This window comes from Kribbella sp. NPDC026596, assembly GCF_040638415.1.
Classification (GTDB): domain Bacteria; phylum Actinomycetota; class Actinomycetes; order Propionibacteriales; family Kribbellaceae; genus Kribbella.
In genome coordinates this window covers 25,310-39,567 of record NZ_JBEZYF010000020.1, presented here as the reverse complement: position 1 = coordinate 39,567, position 14,258 = coordinate 25,310, and the positions used below count along the sequence as shown (strand labels likewise).

13 protein-coding genes are annotated in these 14,258 nt (G+C 66.9%); 6 read left to right on the top strand and 7 right to left on the bottom strand.

The annotated features are described in order from the left end of the window. Window positions 1–38: 38 nt before the first annotated feature. From AB0E63_RS18740 to AB0E63_RS18730, 3 genes are read left to right on the top strand one after another with little or no spacing between them, the layout of a single operon-like run. Window positions 39–524 carry a hypothetical protein gene (locus tag AB0E63_RS18740; RefSeq protein ID WP_360367207.1) on the top strand — a complete coding sequence of 162 codons (486 nt, stop codon included), beginning with the start codon at window positions 39–41 and terminating at the stop codon, window positions 522–524. Continuing rightward, window positions 521–1,648 carry a sensor histidine kinase gene (locus AB0E63_RS18735; RefSeq protein WP_360367205.1) on the top strand — a complete coding sequence of 376 codons (1,128 nt, stop codon included), beginning with the start codon at window positions 521–523 and terminating at the stop codon, window positions 1,646–1,648. The genes AB0E63_RS18740 and AB0E63_RS18735 overlap by 4 nt, the downstream gene beginning before the upstream one ends. Beyond that, the gene (locus tag AB0E63_RS18730; RefSeq protein ID WP_360367202.1) at window positions 1,641–2,282 is read left to right on the top strand and encodes a response regulator transcription factor; all 642 of its coding nucleotides are present in this window, start codon (window positions 1,641–1,643) and stop codon (window positions 2,280–2,282) included. Before AB0E63_RS18735 ends, AB0E63_RS18730 begins: the two co-directional genes overlap by 8 nt. Here AB0E63_RS18730 and AB0E63_RS18725 read toward each other — a convergent pair. Next, window positions 2,271–3,272 carry an endonuclease/exonuclease/phosphatase family protein gene (locus AB0E63_RS18725; protein ID WP_360367199.1) on the bottom strand — a complete coding sequence of 334 codons (1,002 nt, stop codon included), beginning with the start codon at window positions 3,270–3,272 and terminating at the stop codon, window positions 2,271–2,273. The two genes, AB0E63_RS18730 and AB0E63_RS18725, sit on opposite strands and share 12 nt — an antisense overlap. Before the next feature lie 152 nt (window positions 3,273–3,424). On the opposite strand from AB0E63_RS18725, the gene AB0E63_RS18720 reads away from it, so the two are divergent. Both AB0E63_RS18720 and AB0E63_RS18715 read left to right on the top strand, forming a co-directional pair. Beyond that, the gene (locus tag AB0E63_RS18720) at window positions 3,425–4,036 is read left to right on the top strand and encodes a hypothetical protein (protein ID WP_360367196.1); all 612 of its coding nucleotides are present in this window, start codon (window positions 3,425–3,427) and stop codon (window positions 4,034–4,036) included. Window positions 4,037–4,089: 53 nt separating this feature from the next. Next, on the top strand, window positions 4,090–4,641 hold the full coding sequence (locus AB0E63_RS18715) for a dihydrofolate reductase family protein (protein WP_360367194.1): 552 nt from the start codon (window positions 4,090–4,092) through the stop codon (window positions 4,639–4,641). 143 nt (window positions 4,642–4,784) lie between these two features. Here the strand turns inward: AB0E63_RS18715 and AB0E63_RS18710 are convergent, their stop codons facing one another. The 6 genes from AB0E63_RS18710 to AB0E63_RS18685 form a co-directional block, all read right to left on the bottom strand. Continuing rightward, entirely contained in the window at window positions 4,785–5,792 is a 1,008-nt protein-coding gene (locus AB0E63_RS18710; protein WP_360367490.1) for an iron-siderophore ABC transporter substrate-binding protein, read from the bottom strand. A 31-nt stretch (window positions 5,793–5,823) separates the two neighbouring features. Further along, on the bottom strand, window positions 5,824–8,136 hold the full coding sequence (locus AB0E63_RS18705) for a glycoside hydrolase family 95 protein (protein WP_360367191.1): 2,313 nt from the start codon (window positions 8,134–8,136) through the stop codon (window positions 5,824–5,826). 117 nt (window positions 8,137–8,253) lie between these two features. Further along, window positions 8,254–9,915 carry an ABC transporter substrate-binding protein gene (locus AB0E63_RS18700; RefSeq protein WP_360367188.1) on the bottom strand — a complete coding sequence of 554 codons (1,662 nt, stop codon included), beginning with the start codon at window positions 9,913–9,915 and terminating at the stop codon, window positions 8,254–8,256. Between the two features lie 30 nt (window positions 9,916–9,945). Beyond that, the gene (locus tag AB0E63_RS18695; protein ID WP_360367185.1) at window positions 9,946–10,890 is read right to left on the bottom strand and encodes a carbohydrate ABC transporter permease; all 945 of its coding nucleotides are present in this window, start codon (window positions 10,888–10,890) and stop codon (window positions 9,946–9,948) included. Beyond that, a complete protein-coding gene (locus tag AB0E63_RS18690) occupies window positions 10,887–11,888 on the bottom strand; it encodes an ABC transporter permease subunit (protein ID WP_360367182.1) in 1,002 nt (333 codons plus the stop codon). Before AB0E63_RS18690 ends, AB0E63_RS18695 begins: the two co-directional genes overlap by 4 nt. A gap of 490 nt (window positions 11,889–12,378) precedes the next feature. Beyond that, entirely contained in the window at window positions 12,379–12,687 is a 309-nt protein-coding gene (locus tag AB0E63_RS18685) for a metalloregulator ArsR/SmtB family transcription factor (protein ID WP_360367179.1), read from the bottom strand. Between the two features lie 317 nt (window positions 12,688–13,004). Here AB0E63_RS18685 and AB0E63_RS18680 point away from each other — a divergent pair, with 317 nt between their 5' ends. Continuing rightward, window positions 13,005–14,252 (top strand): MFS transporter, encoded by a 1,248-nt coding sequence (locus tag AB0E63_RS18680; RefSeq protein ID WP_360367176.1) that lies wholly within the window; start codon window positions 13,005–13,007, stop codon window positions 14,250–14,252. The last annotated feature ends 6 nt before the right edge of the window (window positions 14,253–14,258 follow it).

The window sequence follows — 14,258 nt, the reverse complement described above, 5'->3', positions numbered from 1 at the left end:
GTCCGCGACCCGGGTCCGCGCGGCCTACCGTCCTGGCCATGAGCTTCGGAACGCTGCCCAACGCACTGGTCGTGATCGCCGTCGTCGTCGCCGTGATGGCCCGGCGGCTGTCCTGGTCCGAGCTGGAGAACTCCGACGCCGATGTCTGGCGCGGCCCGCTCGTGATGATGGGGATCGGGGTCTACCAGCTGTACGACCGGCACGCGCAGCTGGGCGTCCTGGACACCGCCCTGCTGGTCGTGGGCGCCGCTGTCGCGCTGGTGGCCGGCGTCGCCGCCGGGCGGGTGGCCCAAGTCGAGCGGCGCGCCGGGAAGGTGTTCTTCCGGCTCGGGCTGCCGGGACTCGGCATCATGGTGGCCTACGTGGTCGTCCGGCTCGGGCTGGCGGGCCTCGGGCACCTGATCGGCGCGGCGGCCTCCGGCGGCGGCTCACTGTTGGTCTCCCTGGGCGCGAACCTGCTGACCCAGTCGCTGGTCATACAGTCGAAGGCACACCGCGACGCGGAGGAGTACAGCAGCCGGTGACGTTGAAGGCCTACCTGCCGGCCCGGCCGCACGGTGAGAGCGGCTGGGTCGGCCGTGTGCTGACCGGCGGCGTCGCGATCGCCGTCCTGGCCACCGCGCGGCCCGCCGACGCCTGGGTCTGGGTCGTGCTCGGCGTGAGCTTCGTCGCCTTCCTGGCCGGGTCGACGCTGATGGCGACCAGGCCGTACGGCGCTCTCACGCTGCTCTCGGCCGTTGCCGTGAGCAACGCCCTGATCGCCGGCTACCCGGAATCGAACTCCTTGGTGCTGGCTCTCGTCGCGATCAGCGACATCGCCGTCATCGACTTCCGCCGGCCCGGCTATCGGCCGATCATCGCCGCCGGCATCGGTGTCGCGGCGGCGTACGCGGTCTCGGCGTGGTGGTTCGACAAGCCGGACACCTGGTACTTCACCCAGCTGATGTGGACCGCCGTACTCGTCGCCTTCGGGTTGAACCGGCGGCAGTACGAGGCGCAGGCACGGCAGACCGAGCGACTGCTCGAACAGACCCGGTTGGCGCAAAGCGAGCATGCCCGGGCGGCGGCGCTGGAGGAACGCGGCCGGATCGCCCGCGATCTGCACGACGTACTCGCGCACTCCCTCGGCGCACTCAGCGTCCAGCTCGAGGTGGCCGAGGCACTGCTCGCGGAACGCGGCGATGCGGAGGGAGCGCTCGACCGCGTACGGCGGTCGCGGCGGCTCGCCGTCCAAGGGCTCGACGAAGCACGGAACGCCGTGGCCGCTCTGCGGGCCGATGACGTGCTGGACCTCCCCCAGGCGCTCGCGGCGCTGGTGGAGCAGCACGAGAAGGATCACGGCACGCAGGTCCGGCTGACCGTACGTGGCGTGCCGCGGCGACTGGATTCCGGCGTGATCGTGGCGCTGCTCAACGCCGCGCGGGAAGCACTGACGAATGCGGCCAAACACGCGACCGGTCGGACCGTGGCGGTCGAGCTCGGCTACGGGGACGGCGTGCGGCTGACCGTCCGGAACAAGGGAGCGACGAGCGGTACCGGGTTCGGGCTGACGGGGATGCGGGAACGGCTGGCCCTGGTCGGTGGCACGCTGACGGCAGGTCCGGACGGGGACGACTGGCTGGTAGTCGCGGAGGTGCCAGATGAATGACGTCATCCGAGTAGTCGTCGCTGACGACCAGCAGGTGGTGCGCGAGGGACTCGTCGCGCTGCTCGGCCTGCTCGACGGGATCGAGGTCACCGGCGCGGCCGGGAACGGCGTGGAAGCGGTCGCGCTCGTTGCCCAGGGCAACGTGGACCTCGTGCTGATGGATCTGAAGATGCCGGTTCTGGACGGTGTCGCGGCGACCGCACGGATCACGGCCGGCTTCCCGGAGGTCGCCGTACTCGTGCTGACGACGTACGCCGATGACGCGTCGATCGCGACCGCCCTCCGGGCCGGGGCGCGTGGATACCTCACCAAGGACGCGGGCCGGGCCGAGATCGGTGCGGCACTGCGTTCGACCGCGGCCGGTCAGTCCACGTTCGACCCCGAGGTATCCAAGCGTTTGATCGCCGGACTGGCACCTGAGCCGGCCGGCAATGACGGGCTGACGGCACGCGAGACCGAAGTACTGCGGTTGATCGCGCGCGGACTCAGCAACCCGGAGATCGCCGCGCACCTGTTCATCGGCGAGGCGACCGTGAAGACGCACATCAACAACACGTTCGCCAAGATCGGTGCCCGCCACCGCGCGGAGGCGGTTCGCTACGCCTACCGCAAAGGGATCGCGTCAGACCCGTAGCTCGGCGATCACCGGCCGGTGATCGCTGCCGGTGGGCTTCATCACCCACGCCTTGGTCGGAGTGACTCCGCGCACCATGATGTGGTCGATCCGGGCCATCGGGAACTTGGCCGGCCAGGTGAATCCGAAGCCTTGGCCGGCTGCCCCCTGGGCCGAGCGGAGTCCGGCGGTCAACGGGGCCAGGCTGCGGTCGTTCGCCGTACCGTTGAAGTCACCCATCACGATCACGCCGGCCAGTTTCTCGTCGGCGATCTGCCGGCCGAGCGCCTTGATGGTGTCGTTGCGCTGGTCCGAGGTGAAGCCGCTGGTGCCGACCCGCACCGACGCAAGGTGCGCGACGTACACCGCGACCTTGCCCTCCGGCGTACTGACCTCGGCCCGCAGCGCACGCGTCCACTTGAAGCCGACGTCGACCGACTTACTCTCCGCGACCGGGTACTTCGACCAGAGGGCGACCGTGTCCCCGGAGACCTCGTACGGATAGGTCTTCGCGAACTCGGCCTTGTAGACCTTCATGTCCGCCGCGGTGATCTCCTCCAGCGCCATCACGTCCGCGTCGGCGGCGAGCAGATCCTGCGCGGTGTGCTTCGGATCCGGGTTGGCCGCGTCGACGTTGTGAGACAGAACACGCAAGTCGTAGTCGCCACCGCCACCCTTGCCGGGGATCAGCAGGTTCCCGAACATGTAGGCCCACACGGCCAGCGGCAGCAGCAGCGCGACGGCTGCGGTGGCTGAGCGCCGTACCAGGGCCGCGATCGCGAGGATCGGGATGGCGACGCCGACCCAGGGCAGGAAGGTGTCGAGCAGGCTGCCGAGGTTGCCGACCGAGTTCGGGACCCAGCGGTGGAACAGCAGCGGCAGCGCGGACAGGACCGCGAGGACGGCGATGAACCAGCCACGGCGCCACATGCTGCCCTTCCGGCGCCGCTGTGAGGCGGTGCGCGGACGCGGCGGCTTGGCGGCGGCGACTGCGGTCTGGCGGTCCGACATGGAGCGATTGTTGCGGAGTCTCGCGCCGTACCAAAGTCCGCGCCCGGTCAAGGAGGCCTATTTCATCCCTCCGGACGACCGGATCAGACCGAAATGATTAGCGATCTGTGAGAGATCTGGTGCGTTGTGGGGAGAGCCCTGACAATGCGGGTATGTCGTCTGTGCGGAGCGCCGAGCCGTTCGTCGTGAAGCGGCGCGGCCTGGGAACGACGAGGACCGCGCTCTACCTCGGCACGCTGCTGTTCGGACTGATGGTCCTGCTCACGGTGCTGCTCGTCGTGATCCAGTCGATCAGGGGCGGACCGATCCGGGAGCCGCTCGAGGCGGTCTGGCTGGCCTGGGGCGGCATGCCGCTGATCTTCGCGGTCGGGCTGCCGATCCTGCTCCTGGTCGGCGCGATCACGGCGTACGAGGAGCGCCGCGAGGCCGACGATGACGACGTACTCCTGACCGTCGACGACGCCGGGATCTACCTGGGCGGCGAACAGCCGCAGACGATCCCGTGGTCCGAGGTGCACGGCCTGTGCAGGGTCGAGCGCCACTACGACAACGGCGAGAGCGAGTCCTGGCATCCGTACCTGGTCGTCCTGCGGTACGACGACGACGCCTTGCCGCGCAGCTCGAAAGCCTGGGGCCCGTCCCGCCCGTGGCCCGGAACCTTCGAGATCCTCGGCCGCCCGCTCCCCTTCGACGACCTGTGCGCGGCAGTCCGGCGGTGCGCGCCAACCATCGCAGTCACCGACCGCGGCCGCGTCCCGGACTGATCCCCTCCTCGGGTTAGCGGAGCGGGGACTGCTTCCGGTGAAGGGAGATTGAGATGGCCAAGCTGATCTATACGGCGATCATGTCGCTCGACGGGTACATCGAGGACGCGGACGGCCGGTTCGACTGGGCGGCACCGGACGAAGAGGTGCATGCGTTCGTCAACGAGCTGGAGCGCCCGATCGCGACCTATCTGTACGGACGCCGGATGTACGAAACGATGGTCTACTGGGAAACCGCCGACGACGACTCGCAGGTGTCGCGCGAGTTCGCGGAGATCTGGCGAGCGGCGGAAAAGGTCGTGTACTCACGCACACTGCACGCGGTGACGAGCGCCAGAACCCGCATCTGGCGCACCTTCGAACCCGACCCGATCCAGCAACTGAAAGACTCCTCAGCCGCCGACCTAGGCATCGGCGGCGCCAACCTGGCCGGCCAAGCCCTCCACGCCGGCCTGGTCGACGAACTCCACCTCTACCTGGCCCCCATCATCGTCGGAGCCGGCAAACCAGCCCTCCCCAACAACCTGACCACCCAGCTAACCCTTGTAGACGAACACCGCTTCCCCAGCGGCTTCATCCACCTGAACTACAGCATCACCAACTGAAGCCTGGCGCCACTCCAGCCCCGGAACGGAGCAGAGGGCGGCGGGGTACGCCACCTCCGCGGTCCGAGCCCGGGCCTGCCCCACATCACCCGCCCCGGAGCGCGGCGGAGGTGGAGTGACGGCGTAGCACGCGCCGGAAGGAACTAGCCCTTCGGTCCCAGGAGTTTCTCCAGGTCCGACAGCACGTCCATGGCGCCCAGCGGACCAAGGCCCAGGAACCAGACTTCGTCGTCGACGCGGGCTACCTGGCCTTTCTTCACTGCCCCGAGCGCCTTCCAGAGGTTGCCGTTGACAACGGTGTTCTCGGCGGTGGTTTCCGGCTTGCCGTAGCTGGAGTAGAAGATCCAGTCCCCGTCGGCCTTCCCGATGTTCTCCTGCGACACCTCGACCGCGAGATCCTGCACGTCCTGGATCTTCGGCCGCGGCAGCCCGATGTCCTTCAGGATCACGCCGATGAACGACAGGTTCCCGTACAGCCGGATCTCCGCCGGCCGGAACCGGACCAGCGAGATCGTCGGCGACCCCTGCACCTTCGACTTCACCTCGTTGGCGCGCTTCTGGTAGTCGTTCAGGATCCCGGTGGCTTTGTCCTCGTCGCCGACCGAGTCCGCGACCAGCAGGAAGTTCTCCTTCCACGGGAACCCGGGCCGGATGCTGAACACCGTCGGCGCGATCGCGCTGAGCTTGTCGTACAGGTCGTTGGCGCGCAGCTTGCTACCCAGGATCAGGTCGGGCTTGAGTGCCGCGATCGCCTCCAGGTTCAGCTCGCTGATCCCGCCGACGGTCTTGATCCCCTGCGCCTTGTCGGCCAGGTACGACGGTACGCCGGCCTGCCCCGCGGTCGTCGCCATCCCGACCGGCGTGATGCCGAGCGCGAGTACGTCGTCGAGCTCACCGCTGTCGAGCACGACGACCCGTTCGGGCTTCTTCTCGATCTTGGTCTCGCCCAGCGCGTGCTTCACCGTCCGCGGGAACGCGCCCGGCTGCGCGTCCGACCCGAGCTTGGCGGTGTCCTCGTCCGCGGTCTTGAACAGCCGCCCGCCTGTCGCCACGTCCGTGTCACCGACGCCGGTGTCGGCGCTCCCGGCGTCCTTGCCACCACAACCGGCCAGCACCAGCAGGGCAGCCGTAACGACTATTACGATGCGCATCTTCACGGACGTGAGAATACAACAGATTTGGTTAGGCAGCCCTAACCAGGTCCACCTGTTGGCCCGCCGCGAGCTCCACAGTCCGCTCACCGTCCGGCAGCGCGATCCGGTACGTGCCGGACTGCGTCGCACGGACCGTAGCCGCCGTCAGTACGCCGTCCCGCCAGCTCACGTCGAAGCTCAGACCGCCCCGCGCCCGCAGCCCACGGAACGAGCCATCGGGCCAGTCGGCCGGTAGTGCCGGGAGCAGCCGGACGGTGTCGGTGTGGCTCTGGATCAACAACTCAGGAACGCACCCGGTCATGCCGAAGTTGGCGTCGATCTGGAAGATGTCGCCGTCGCGGTGCAGCAGGTTGTCCGACACGAGCCGACTCAGATAGTCCTGAATCACGGCCGACGCCTTCTCCGGCTCGAACAACCGCGCCCACAGCGCGACCAACCACGCGGCCGTCCACCCACCGTTGGTGGCTCCGGCGGTCCGCAGCTCGAGCGAAGCACGGGCCGCCGCGGCCCATTCCGGCGTACGCGTCGGATCGATCTCGGCGCCCGGGTAGAGGCCGTAGAGATGCGACTGGTGCCGATGCTGAGGCTCGGACGGCTGCCAGTCCGTCGGCCATTCGAGCAGTCGGCCGTCAGGCGTCGTACCGATCTCCGGCAGCCGCTCGCGCGCAACAGCCGCCCGGGCGGCGAGGTCGGAGCTCAGCCCCAGTACGCCTTCCGCCTCGGCCAGGTTGGCGAACAGCTCGCGGATCAGCCAGATGTCGTACGTCGACGTCAGGTCGACGGATGCCTTCTCGCCGAACGGGAGGATGAAGTGATGCTCAGGCGCCGTCGACGGGACCAACTGCAACACCCCGTCGCGATCCTCGACCAGCATCGACAGCACGAACTCGGCCGCCCCTGCGATCAGCGGGTACGCACGCTCCCGCAAGAAGTCCACGTCCAGTTGGAAGCGGTAATGCTCCATCAGATGCGCGGTCAGCCAGACACCACAGGTCGCGCACATCGACCAGACCGGGTCGTCGCCACCTTCACCCACCGGCCAAGTCGCGCACCAGATGTCCGAGTTGTGGTGCGACACCCACCCGGGAGCGTCGTACAGGGTCCGCGCGGTCTGCGCGCCCGACTCCGCCAAGCCTTCGAGCAGATCGGTGAGGGGGTCGAAGCACTCCCCCAGACCGGTCAGGTCCGCCGGCCAGTAGTTCATCTGGGTGTTGATGTTGTTGGTCCAGTCACTGGCCCACATCGGCCGGCGGTCCTGGTTCCAGATGCCTTGCAGATTGGCCGCCTGCGTCCCCGGCCGCGACGAGGCCATCAGCAGGTAGCGGCCGAAGTTCACCATCAACGCGACCAGGTCCGGATCGTTGCCTCCGGCAGCGACCGCCTTGATCCGCGCATCGGTCGGCAGGTCGACGGATGAGCCCAGTTGCAGTTCGGCGCGTTCGTAGAGCCGCAGGTGATCCTCGACGTGCCGCTCCCGAAGCTTGTCCACGGCAACTGCATCCAGCAACGCGGTTGCCTCGCGCAACGCCACCCGCGGATCACGTCCGGGTGGCACCGACCAGCCTTCGAAAGTACTTGCCGCCGACACCAGGACGGTCAGCCGGTCGGCTCCGCGGACGGTGACACCCTCGTCCGTCACCGTCACGCTGCCGCCGTCGTTCACCACGCGCAGTGCGACCCCGAACCCGATGCCGCGCCCGTCCTCGTAACGGATCGGGTCCGGGCTCTGCCGGTACTCGATGGTGAGATCCGACGGCGCGTGCCCGACGACACCATACAATTCCTTCCCCGCCCCACCGCCCCGGTCGGTGCCGTCGGCAACGTCCGTACGGATCGGATGCACGCTGTCCAGCCGCAGGCCGAGGTCGATCGCCCCCGGCTGGTCAGCGTCGATCGTCCACACCATCACCTGGTCAGGTGTGGACACGTAGGTCTCGCGCCGGAACCGTACGCCGTCGATCGAGTACTCGACGGCGACGGTCCCGGTGCGGAGATCCAGACTCCTGCGGTAGTCCTGTGGTTCCCCCGCCGAGTTGATCAGCAGGTCGGCGAGCGGCTGGTACGACTCGACCAGCGGACCCTGCAAGGCCCGCGTCCGCTCGGTCGCCGTCAACTGATCATCGTCCTCGAGCAACAACCGCCGTACGTCGGCCAGCACCGAAGGACCGTCCGTCACGGCCAGTTCGCGCGGGCCGTCGCCGGACCAGACGTCGTCGAGGTTGAGGGCGATCCGTTCCTCGCCGACCCGGCCGAACACCTTGGCCCCGAGGTGACCGTTGCCCAACGGCAACGCCTCGAACCAGTCCGGCGCGGGCGTCCGGAACCACATCTGATGGGTCATGGGGCCTCCCGGCCTGGACTGAGGAGCGTAAGGAGCGAAGCGACTGAAGCGACGAGGGAAGGCCGGGAGTCCGGGCCCCATGGCACGCCGGTGCCGGAGGCCCGGCCAAAAGTACTGCTACTTGCTCCCGGACTTGTACTTGTCGTAGGCCTGCTGCTGGATCTCGAGGTACCGGGGCATTCCGGTGCTGTCGAGGCCCTTCACGTAGGCGTCCCAGTCGGTGTCGATGTTCTTCGACCCGGTGATGAAGGCCAGCTGGTTCTGGTTGACGTAGCTGTTGAGGTTCGTCTGCAGGGTGGCAGTCTCACCGCTCAGGCTGGGGTCCGGCCAGACCGAGGTCTGCGGGAACCACTGCGACTTGTCCTCGTGGCCTTCGTACAGCTTGGTGGCCTGGAACAGCCGCCGCTCGAGGCCGGCGCCGGTGTAGATGTCCTTCGGCACGACCTGCGCGTTCCGGTAGGCCAGCGTGTTGTTGTACTGACCGAGCGCACCCCAGTTGATGTTCTTCGGCGCGTCCTGCTTCGGCTTGTACAGCGGCTTGACGCTGTCGTCCAGCGCGATGTCACCGGCACCGGGCTTGGTCCAGCCGACACCCTCCGGGCCCATGTTGGTGATCATCTGGCCCTCGTCGGTGTAGATGTAGTCCAGCATCTTGATCGCCGCGACCTGGGCCTCCTTGCTGGCCTTGTTGGTCAGCATGAACGTGTAGCCGGTGGAGGTCGGGTGGTTGTACCCGGTGTAGCTCTTGCCCTCCGGGCCGGTCAGCGGCGGCACCGCGTCGTACTGCTTGTCGCGGCCGTCCTTGGAGTCGAGCTGGACGAAGATGCCCGGCCACAGCACCGGCACCGAGCCGAGTACGACGGCCTTCGGGTTGTTGCCCTGGGCCTGCAGTGCCTGCGCATTCTGGGTGAACGCGGCCTGGTCGATCAGGCCCTCCTTGTACAGCGAGGCGATGTACTTGAGGCCTTCCTTCCACTGCGGCGAGGCCACCGGGGTCACGACCTTGTCACCGTCGAGCGTGACGAGGGAGCGGACGCCGTTGTTCGCGCCGACCGGGTCGTAGGCGAACGCGTTCATCAGGTACGCGATCAGGCTGCTGTCCTGCGGGTCGGTCGTCATCGGGATCTCGTCGGCCTTGCCGTTGCCGTTCGGGTCCTTGGTCTTGAACGCCTCGAGCACCTTGCGCAGGTCCTCGGTGGTCTTCGGCACCTCGAGGCCGAGCTTCTTCAGCCAGGTGCTGTTGATCCACAGCTTGTCCGGGTAGGTGCAGTGGTAGCAGTCGGCCCACTGCGGCAGCGCGTAGATGTGGCCGTCCGGCGCGGTCGACATCTCCTTGTACTCCTTGTTGGAGTCCAGCACCTTCTGGATGTTCGGTGCGTTCTCCTTGATCAAGTCTTCCAGCGGTACGGCGACGCCCTGCTGGCCGAGCTTCAGCACCTCGGCCTGGGTGAACGCGTCGACCCACGGGATCAGGAAGAACAGGTCCGGGTAGTCGCCACTGGCCAGCGCGATCTGCCGCTTCTCCTTGGCCGGCCCACCGTCGTACGTCGTGGTCTGCCAGCGGAACTGGATCTTGAACTTGTCGCTCATGATCTTGGTGACCTGGTTGGTGTCCAGGTTGGTGTTCTGGTCGGCCGGGGTGAAGGTGTCGATGATCACCTTGCCGTCGGACGAGGTCTCGTTCGCCGCCCCCTTGTCCGACTTGTCCGAACTGCACGCCGCCAGGGCGAGCGCACCGGCCGCTGCCAGCGCGACGACCTTGCTCACGGATGAGCGCATTGCTGTGTTTCCCTTCTGGAATGGGCTGTTTCAGCCCTTGACCGCGCCGACCATCACGCCCTTCGTGAAGTGGCGGGCGACGAACGGGTAGATGATCAGTACGGGCAGGCTCGAGATGACGATGAGCGCGTACTTGAGGACGTTGGCCAGCTGTTGCTGGTCGAGCTGCTGGGCCAGGTTCTGTGAGGTCGAACCACCCGCGACGGTGTTCAGGATCAACACGTTGCGCAACACGATCTGCAACGGGTAGAGGCTCGGGTCCTTGAGGTAGACGAGTGCGTCGAAGTAACTGTTCCACTGGAAGATCGCGTACATCAGCGCGATCACCGCGATCACCGGCTTGGACAGCGGCAGCACGATCGACCAGAGGAAGCGCAGGTCGCTGGCCCCGTCGATGGTGGCCGCCTCGTACAGCTCGTCCGGGATCGTCGAGCGGAAGAACGTCCGCGCGATGATCACCTGCCAGACCCCGATCGCGCTCGGGATCACCATCGCCCACCGGGTGTTCAGCATGCCCAGGTCCTGCACCACCAGGTACGTCGGAATCAGGCCGCCGGAGAACAGCATGGTGAAGATCAGCACGCTCATGATCACGTTGCGGCCGAAGAAGGTCCGGCGCGACAACGGGTAGGCGATCGCGATCGTCAGCGTGACACTGATCAGCGTGCCGCCGATCGCGTAGATGAACGAGTTCAGGTAGCCCTGCATGATCTGCGGGTCGCCGAAGGCCACCTTGTACGCCTTCAGGCTCGGCTCGACCGGCCAGAGCAGCACCCGGCCGGCACTCACCGCGGACGCGCTGCTGAAGGAGTTGGCGACGATGTAGACCAGCGGGACGGTGACGACGATCAGCGCGATCCAGAGCATGATCCTCACGCCGACCAGGAAGATCCGGTCGGTCGTGGTCTCCTCGATCGTGGTGCGCTCCGACCGGTTGTCCGTCGTACGCCGGAAGCCCGGCAAGGTAATGCTCATGACCAGAGTCCGTTCCCTGTGATGCGCTTGGCCGCGAAGTTCACGCCGAGCAGGAGGAAGAGGTTGATCACCGAGTTGAACAGGCCGATCGCGGTGGCCATGCTGAAGTCGGCGTTCAGCAGACCGGTCTTGTAGACGTAGGTCGCGATGATCTCCGACTGGGCCAGGTTCAGCGGGTTCTGCAGCAGGAAGGCCTTCTCGAACCCGATCGACATGATGTTGCCGACGCCGAGTACCAGGATGATCACCGCGGTCGGCATGATCCCGGGCAGGTCGACGTGCCGGATCCGCTGCAACCGGCTGGCCCCGTCGATCCGGGCCGACTCGTGCAGCGCCGGGTCGATGCCGGCCAGCGCGGCCAGGTAGATGACTGCGGAGTACCCGGTGGTCTGCCACACGTCCGACCACACGTAGATGTGCCGGAAGTAGTCCGGGTTACCGAGGAAGTCGACCGCGGGCACCCCGAACAGGCCGATCGCGTCGTTGACGAACCCGAGCCGCGGCGACAGCACCAGGATCGTCATCGAGACGACGACCACGGTGGAGATGAAGTACGGCGCGTATGTGACCAGCTGGGTGATCTTCTTGAACCGCCCGTTGCGGATCTCGTTCAGCGCGATGGCCAGGATGATCGGGATCGGGAAGCTGGCCAGCACGGTGTACGCGGCCAGGAAGAACGTGTTCTTCACCAGGGTCCAGAACACCGGGTTCTGGAAGAACAGTTCGAAGTTGCGGAACCCGACCCAGTCACTGCCCCATGGGCCCTTGACGGGGCTGTAGTCCTTGAACGCGATCACCGCGTTGCTGATCGGGATGTACTTGAAGATCACGAAGTACGCGAGCGGTACGACGATCAGCAGGTAGAGCTGCCAGTGCCGGCGCAGGCTGCGGCCGGCCGCGGTCCGGCGACTGGTCCTGGGGATTTTCCGGGCGGTTTTCACCGCCTCCCGGGGTGCCGGTGCCGGCGGCGCCGGTTTGACCTCGAAAGTTGCGCTCACTCCGCATCCTTTCCCTCACGCGCTGGAGTGGAACCGATATCCGATAGGATCTCGGGTTTCGCTATCCCGGAGGATGGCACAGAACCACGGGCAGCGGAAGACTCTCCGGCCCCGTCGATACCGGACGGTGACCGAGACGCTCAGATCCCCTTGTTCACAAGGGATTCCCAGCGTTGCCCGCAGCAACCATCTGACGAGAACGCCAAATGATCCGATGGCCAGCCATCGGATCCGGGCACGTACCGATCAAGCCCGAGGTCGCTCTGAGCCACCGACACCGGACCGATCCAGAATTTATTTCTCTTGTGAACTATGTCGAAGTCAACCCGCCCCGCACCACTGATGTCAAGACCTGAAGTTCGCCGGCTGCCGCTCGATCAGGTCGAGACGTCGTACGCGTGGAGGCCGATCAGTAGGCCGGCGGGGTCGAGGATGTACGAGCCTCGGCCGACGTCGGGGCTGTTGAACTCGACGTAACTCACCAGCTGACTCATGGTCGATCTCCTCGGCGCAATGGCGGCGCCTTCTCATGGCGGGCGGCCACGTCGATGGCCCAGTACGCCAGCGCGTGGAGCGCGTCCGGATTCAGTTCGTGCCAGCGATGGCGCCCGACCAGCGTGGTCCGCACGACGTCGGCGGTTTGCAGGATCTTCAGGTGCTGCGAGACGGCAGGGCGGCTGATCGGGAACAGTTCGGCCAGTTGCCCGGTCGTCGCCGGCCCCTGCGCGAGGCGCGCCACGATCCGCCGCCGCGACCCGTCCGCGACCGCGGCGAGGACGGCGCCCACCTCGATCGCCATGCCATCCCCTCAACCCGTAAGCCAGGCCTTACGCGTAAGAATCCACTTACGCAATGCGGCAAAAACCTGACCCGACCATCACGGGGGAACGGCCGGGCCAGGCACTTCGATGGTACTCCTGATCACCGGCAGTGGTCCTCAAATTCAGCGGCGGACACGCCCGTCTTCCCCTACCCTGGACGCCATGCAAGCCCGCTCCTGAAAGCGCACCACCGCGGCCCTTCCCATCGGGCCCGCCGTCGTGCGTCACGTCAAGCGTTTGACCTACCCGGGTCGCGCTTCGTCATTCGCACGCACGCTTTCGGGAGCAACCCACGATGTCTCTGCCTGCCTACCGGTCCGCCGATCCGGTCCGGACCTATTACGCCTACAACGGCGCCTGGGCGTTCCTCTCCGCGCTGACCTTCACGCTCAGCATGGTGTACTACGTCCGCGACGCCGGACTGAACCCACTCCAGATGGTCCTGGTCGGGACCGTCCTCGAGCTCGCCTGCTTCCTGTTCGAGGTACCGACCGGCATCGTCGCCGACCTTTACAGCCGTCGGCTCTCGATCATCATCGGCGTCGCTCTGATCGGTGTCGGCTTCCTGCTGCAGGGACTGGTACCGGCGTTCCTGGCGATCCTCGCCGCCCAGGTGCTGTGGGGTGTCGGCTACACCTTCACTTCCGGCGCCGACCAGGCCTGGATCACCGATGAGATCGGCACCGATCGGGCCGCGAAGGTCTTCATCCGCAGCCAGCAGTTCAGCCTGGGCGCGAAGATCGCCGGCACGGTCTGCGCCGGCGCGCTAGGTCTGATCAGCCTGCCGCTGCCGCTGACCCTGTCGGGTGCCGGGATGATTCTGCTCGCGCTGGTACTCGCGCTCTTCATGCGCGAGCAGAACTTCCACCGGACGCCGCGGGAGGAGCGCGAGACCTTCAAGCAGATGGCCGACACGTTCAAGCACGGACTGTCGGTCGCCCGGCAGCGTCCCGTCGTACGGACGTTGGTGCTGATCAGCCTGATCTCGGGGCTGTCCAGTGAGGCGTTCGACCGGTTGTGGTCGGTGAAGATCCTGTCCTTCAGCTTCCCGACCGTGTTCGGTACGTCGGACCCTGCGTTCTGGTTCACCGTGCTGGCTCTGATCGGGACGCTGCTGTCCCTGGTGTGCTCGGTCGCCCTCAACAGGCTCTCGCCGGAACGCGTGACCGCTGCGCATCCGAACGGCGTACTCGCGTTGCTCGCTGCGTTGCAGGTGGCCGGTGTGATCGCGTTCGCCCTGCTCGGTCATCTCTGGCTGGCACTCGCGGCGATGTGGATCAACACGATCGCCGGCACGCTCGCCTGGCCGATCGAGTCCGCCTGGCTGAACCGGCACGTCGACTCCCGGTCCCGCGCGACCGTGATCTCGATGGTGTCGCAGGCCAACGCCATCGGCCAGGTCGTCGGCGGTCCGCCGCTGGGCGCCGTCGGCCGATCGTCACTGCGCGCCGCACTCCTCGCCTCGGGGCTCATCCTCACCCCGATCCCGCTGCTGTACCTCCGCCTCCGCCCGGCCCGTACCGAACAGCACGAGCGGGCGTGAGGCGGA

What these genes read in the sequence shown, in the direction of transcription:
- AB0E63_RS18740 (WP_360367207.1), top strand. Translation starts at nt 39, where the DNA reads ATGAGCTTCGGAACGCTGCCCAACGCACTGGTCGTGATCGCCGTCGTC.
- AB0E63_RS18730 (WP_360367202.1), top strand. Translation starts at nt 1,641, where the DNA reads ATGAATGACGTCATCCGAGTAGTCGTCGCTGACGACCAGCAGGTGGTG.
- AB0E63_RS18725 (WP_360367199.1), bottom strand. Translation starts at nt 3,272, where the DNA reads ATGTCGGACCGCCAGACCGCAGTCGCCGCCGCCAAGCCGCCGCGTCCG.
- AB0E63_RS18720 (WP_360367196.1), top strand. Translation starts at nt 3,425, where the DNA reads ATGTCGTCTGTGCGGAGCGCCGAGCCGTTCGTCGTGAAGCGGCGCGGC.
- AB0E63_RS18715 (WP_360367194.1), top strand. Translation starts at nt 4,090, where the DNA reads ATGGCCAAGCTGATCTATACGGCGATCATGTCGCTCGACGGGTACATC.
- AB0E63_RS18710 (WP_360367490.1), bottom strand. Translation starts at nt 5,792, where the DNA reads ATGCGCATCGTAATAGTCGTTACGGCTGCCCTGCTGGTGCTGGCCGGT.
- AB0E63_RS18705 (WP_360367191.1), bottom strand. Translation starts at nt 8,136, where the DNA reads ATGACCCATCAGATGTGGTTCCGGACGCCCGCGCCGGACTGGTTCGAG.
- AB0E63_RS18700 (WP_360367188.1), bottom strand. Translation starts at nt 9,915, where the DNA reads ATGCGCTCATCCGTGAGCAAGGTCGTCGCGCTGGCAGCGGCCGGTGCG.
- AB0E63_RS18695 (WP_360367185.1), bottom strand. Translation starts at nt 10,890, where the DNA reads ATGAGCATTACCTTGCCGGGCTTCCGGCGTACGACGGACAACCGGTCG.
- AB0E63_RS18685 (WP_360367179.1), bottom strand. Translation starts at nt 12,687, where the DNA reads ATGGCGATCGAGGTGGGCGCCGTCCTCGCCGCGGTCGCGGACGGGTCG.
- AB0E63_RS18680 (WP_360367176.1), top strand. Translation starts at nt 13,005, where the DNA reads ATGTCTCTGCCTGCCTACCGGTCCGCCGATCCGGTCCGGACCTATTAC.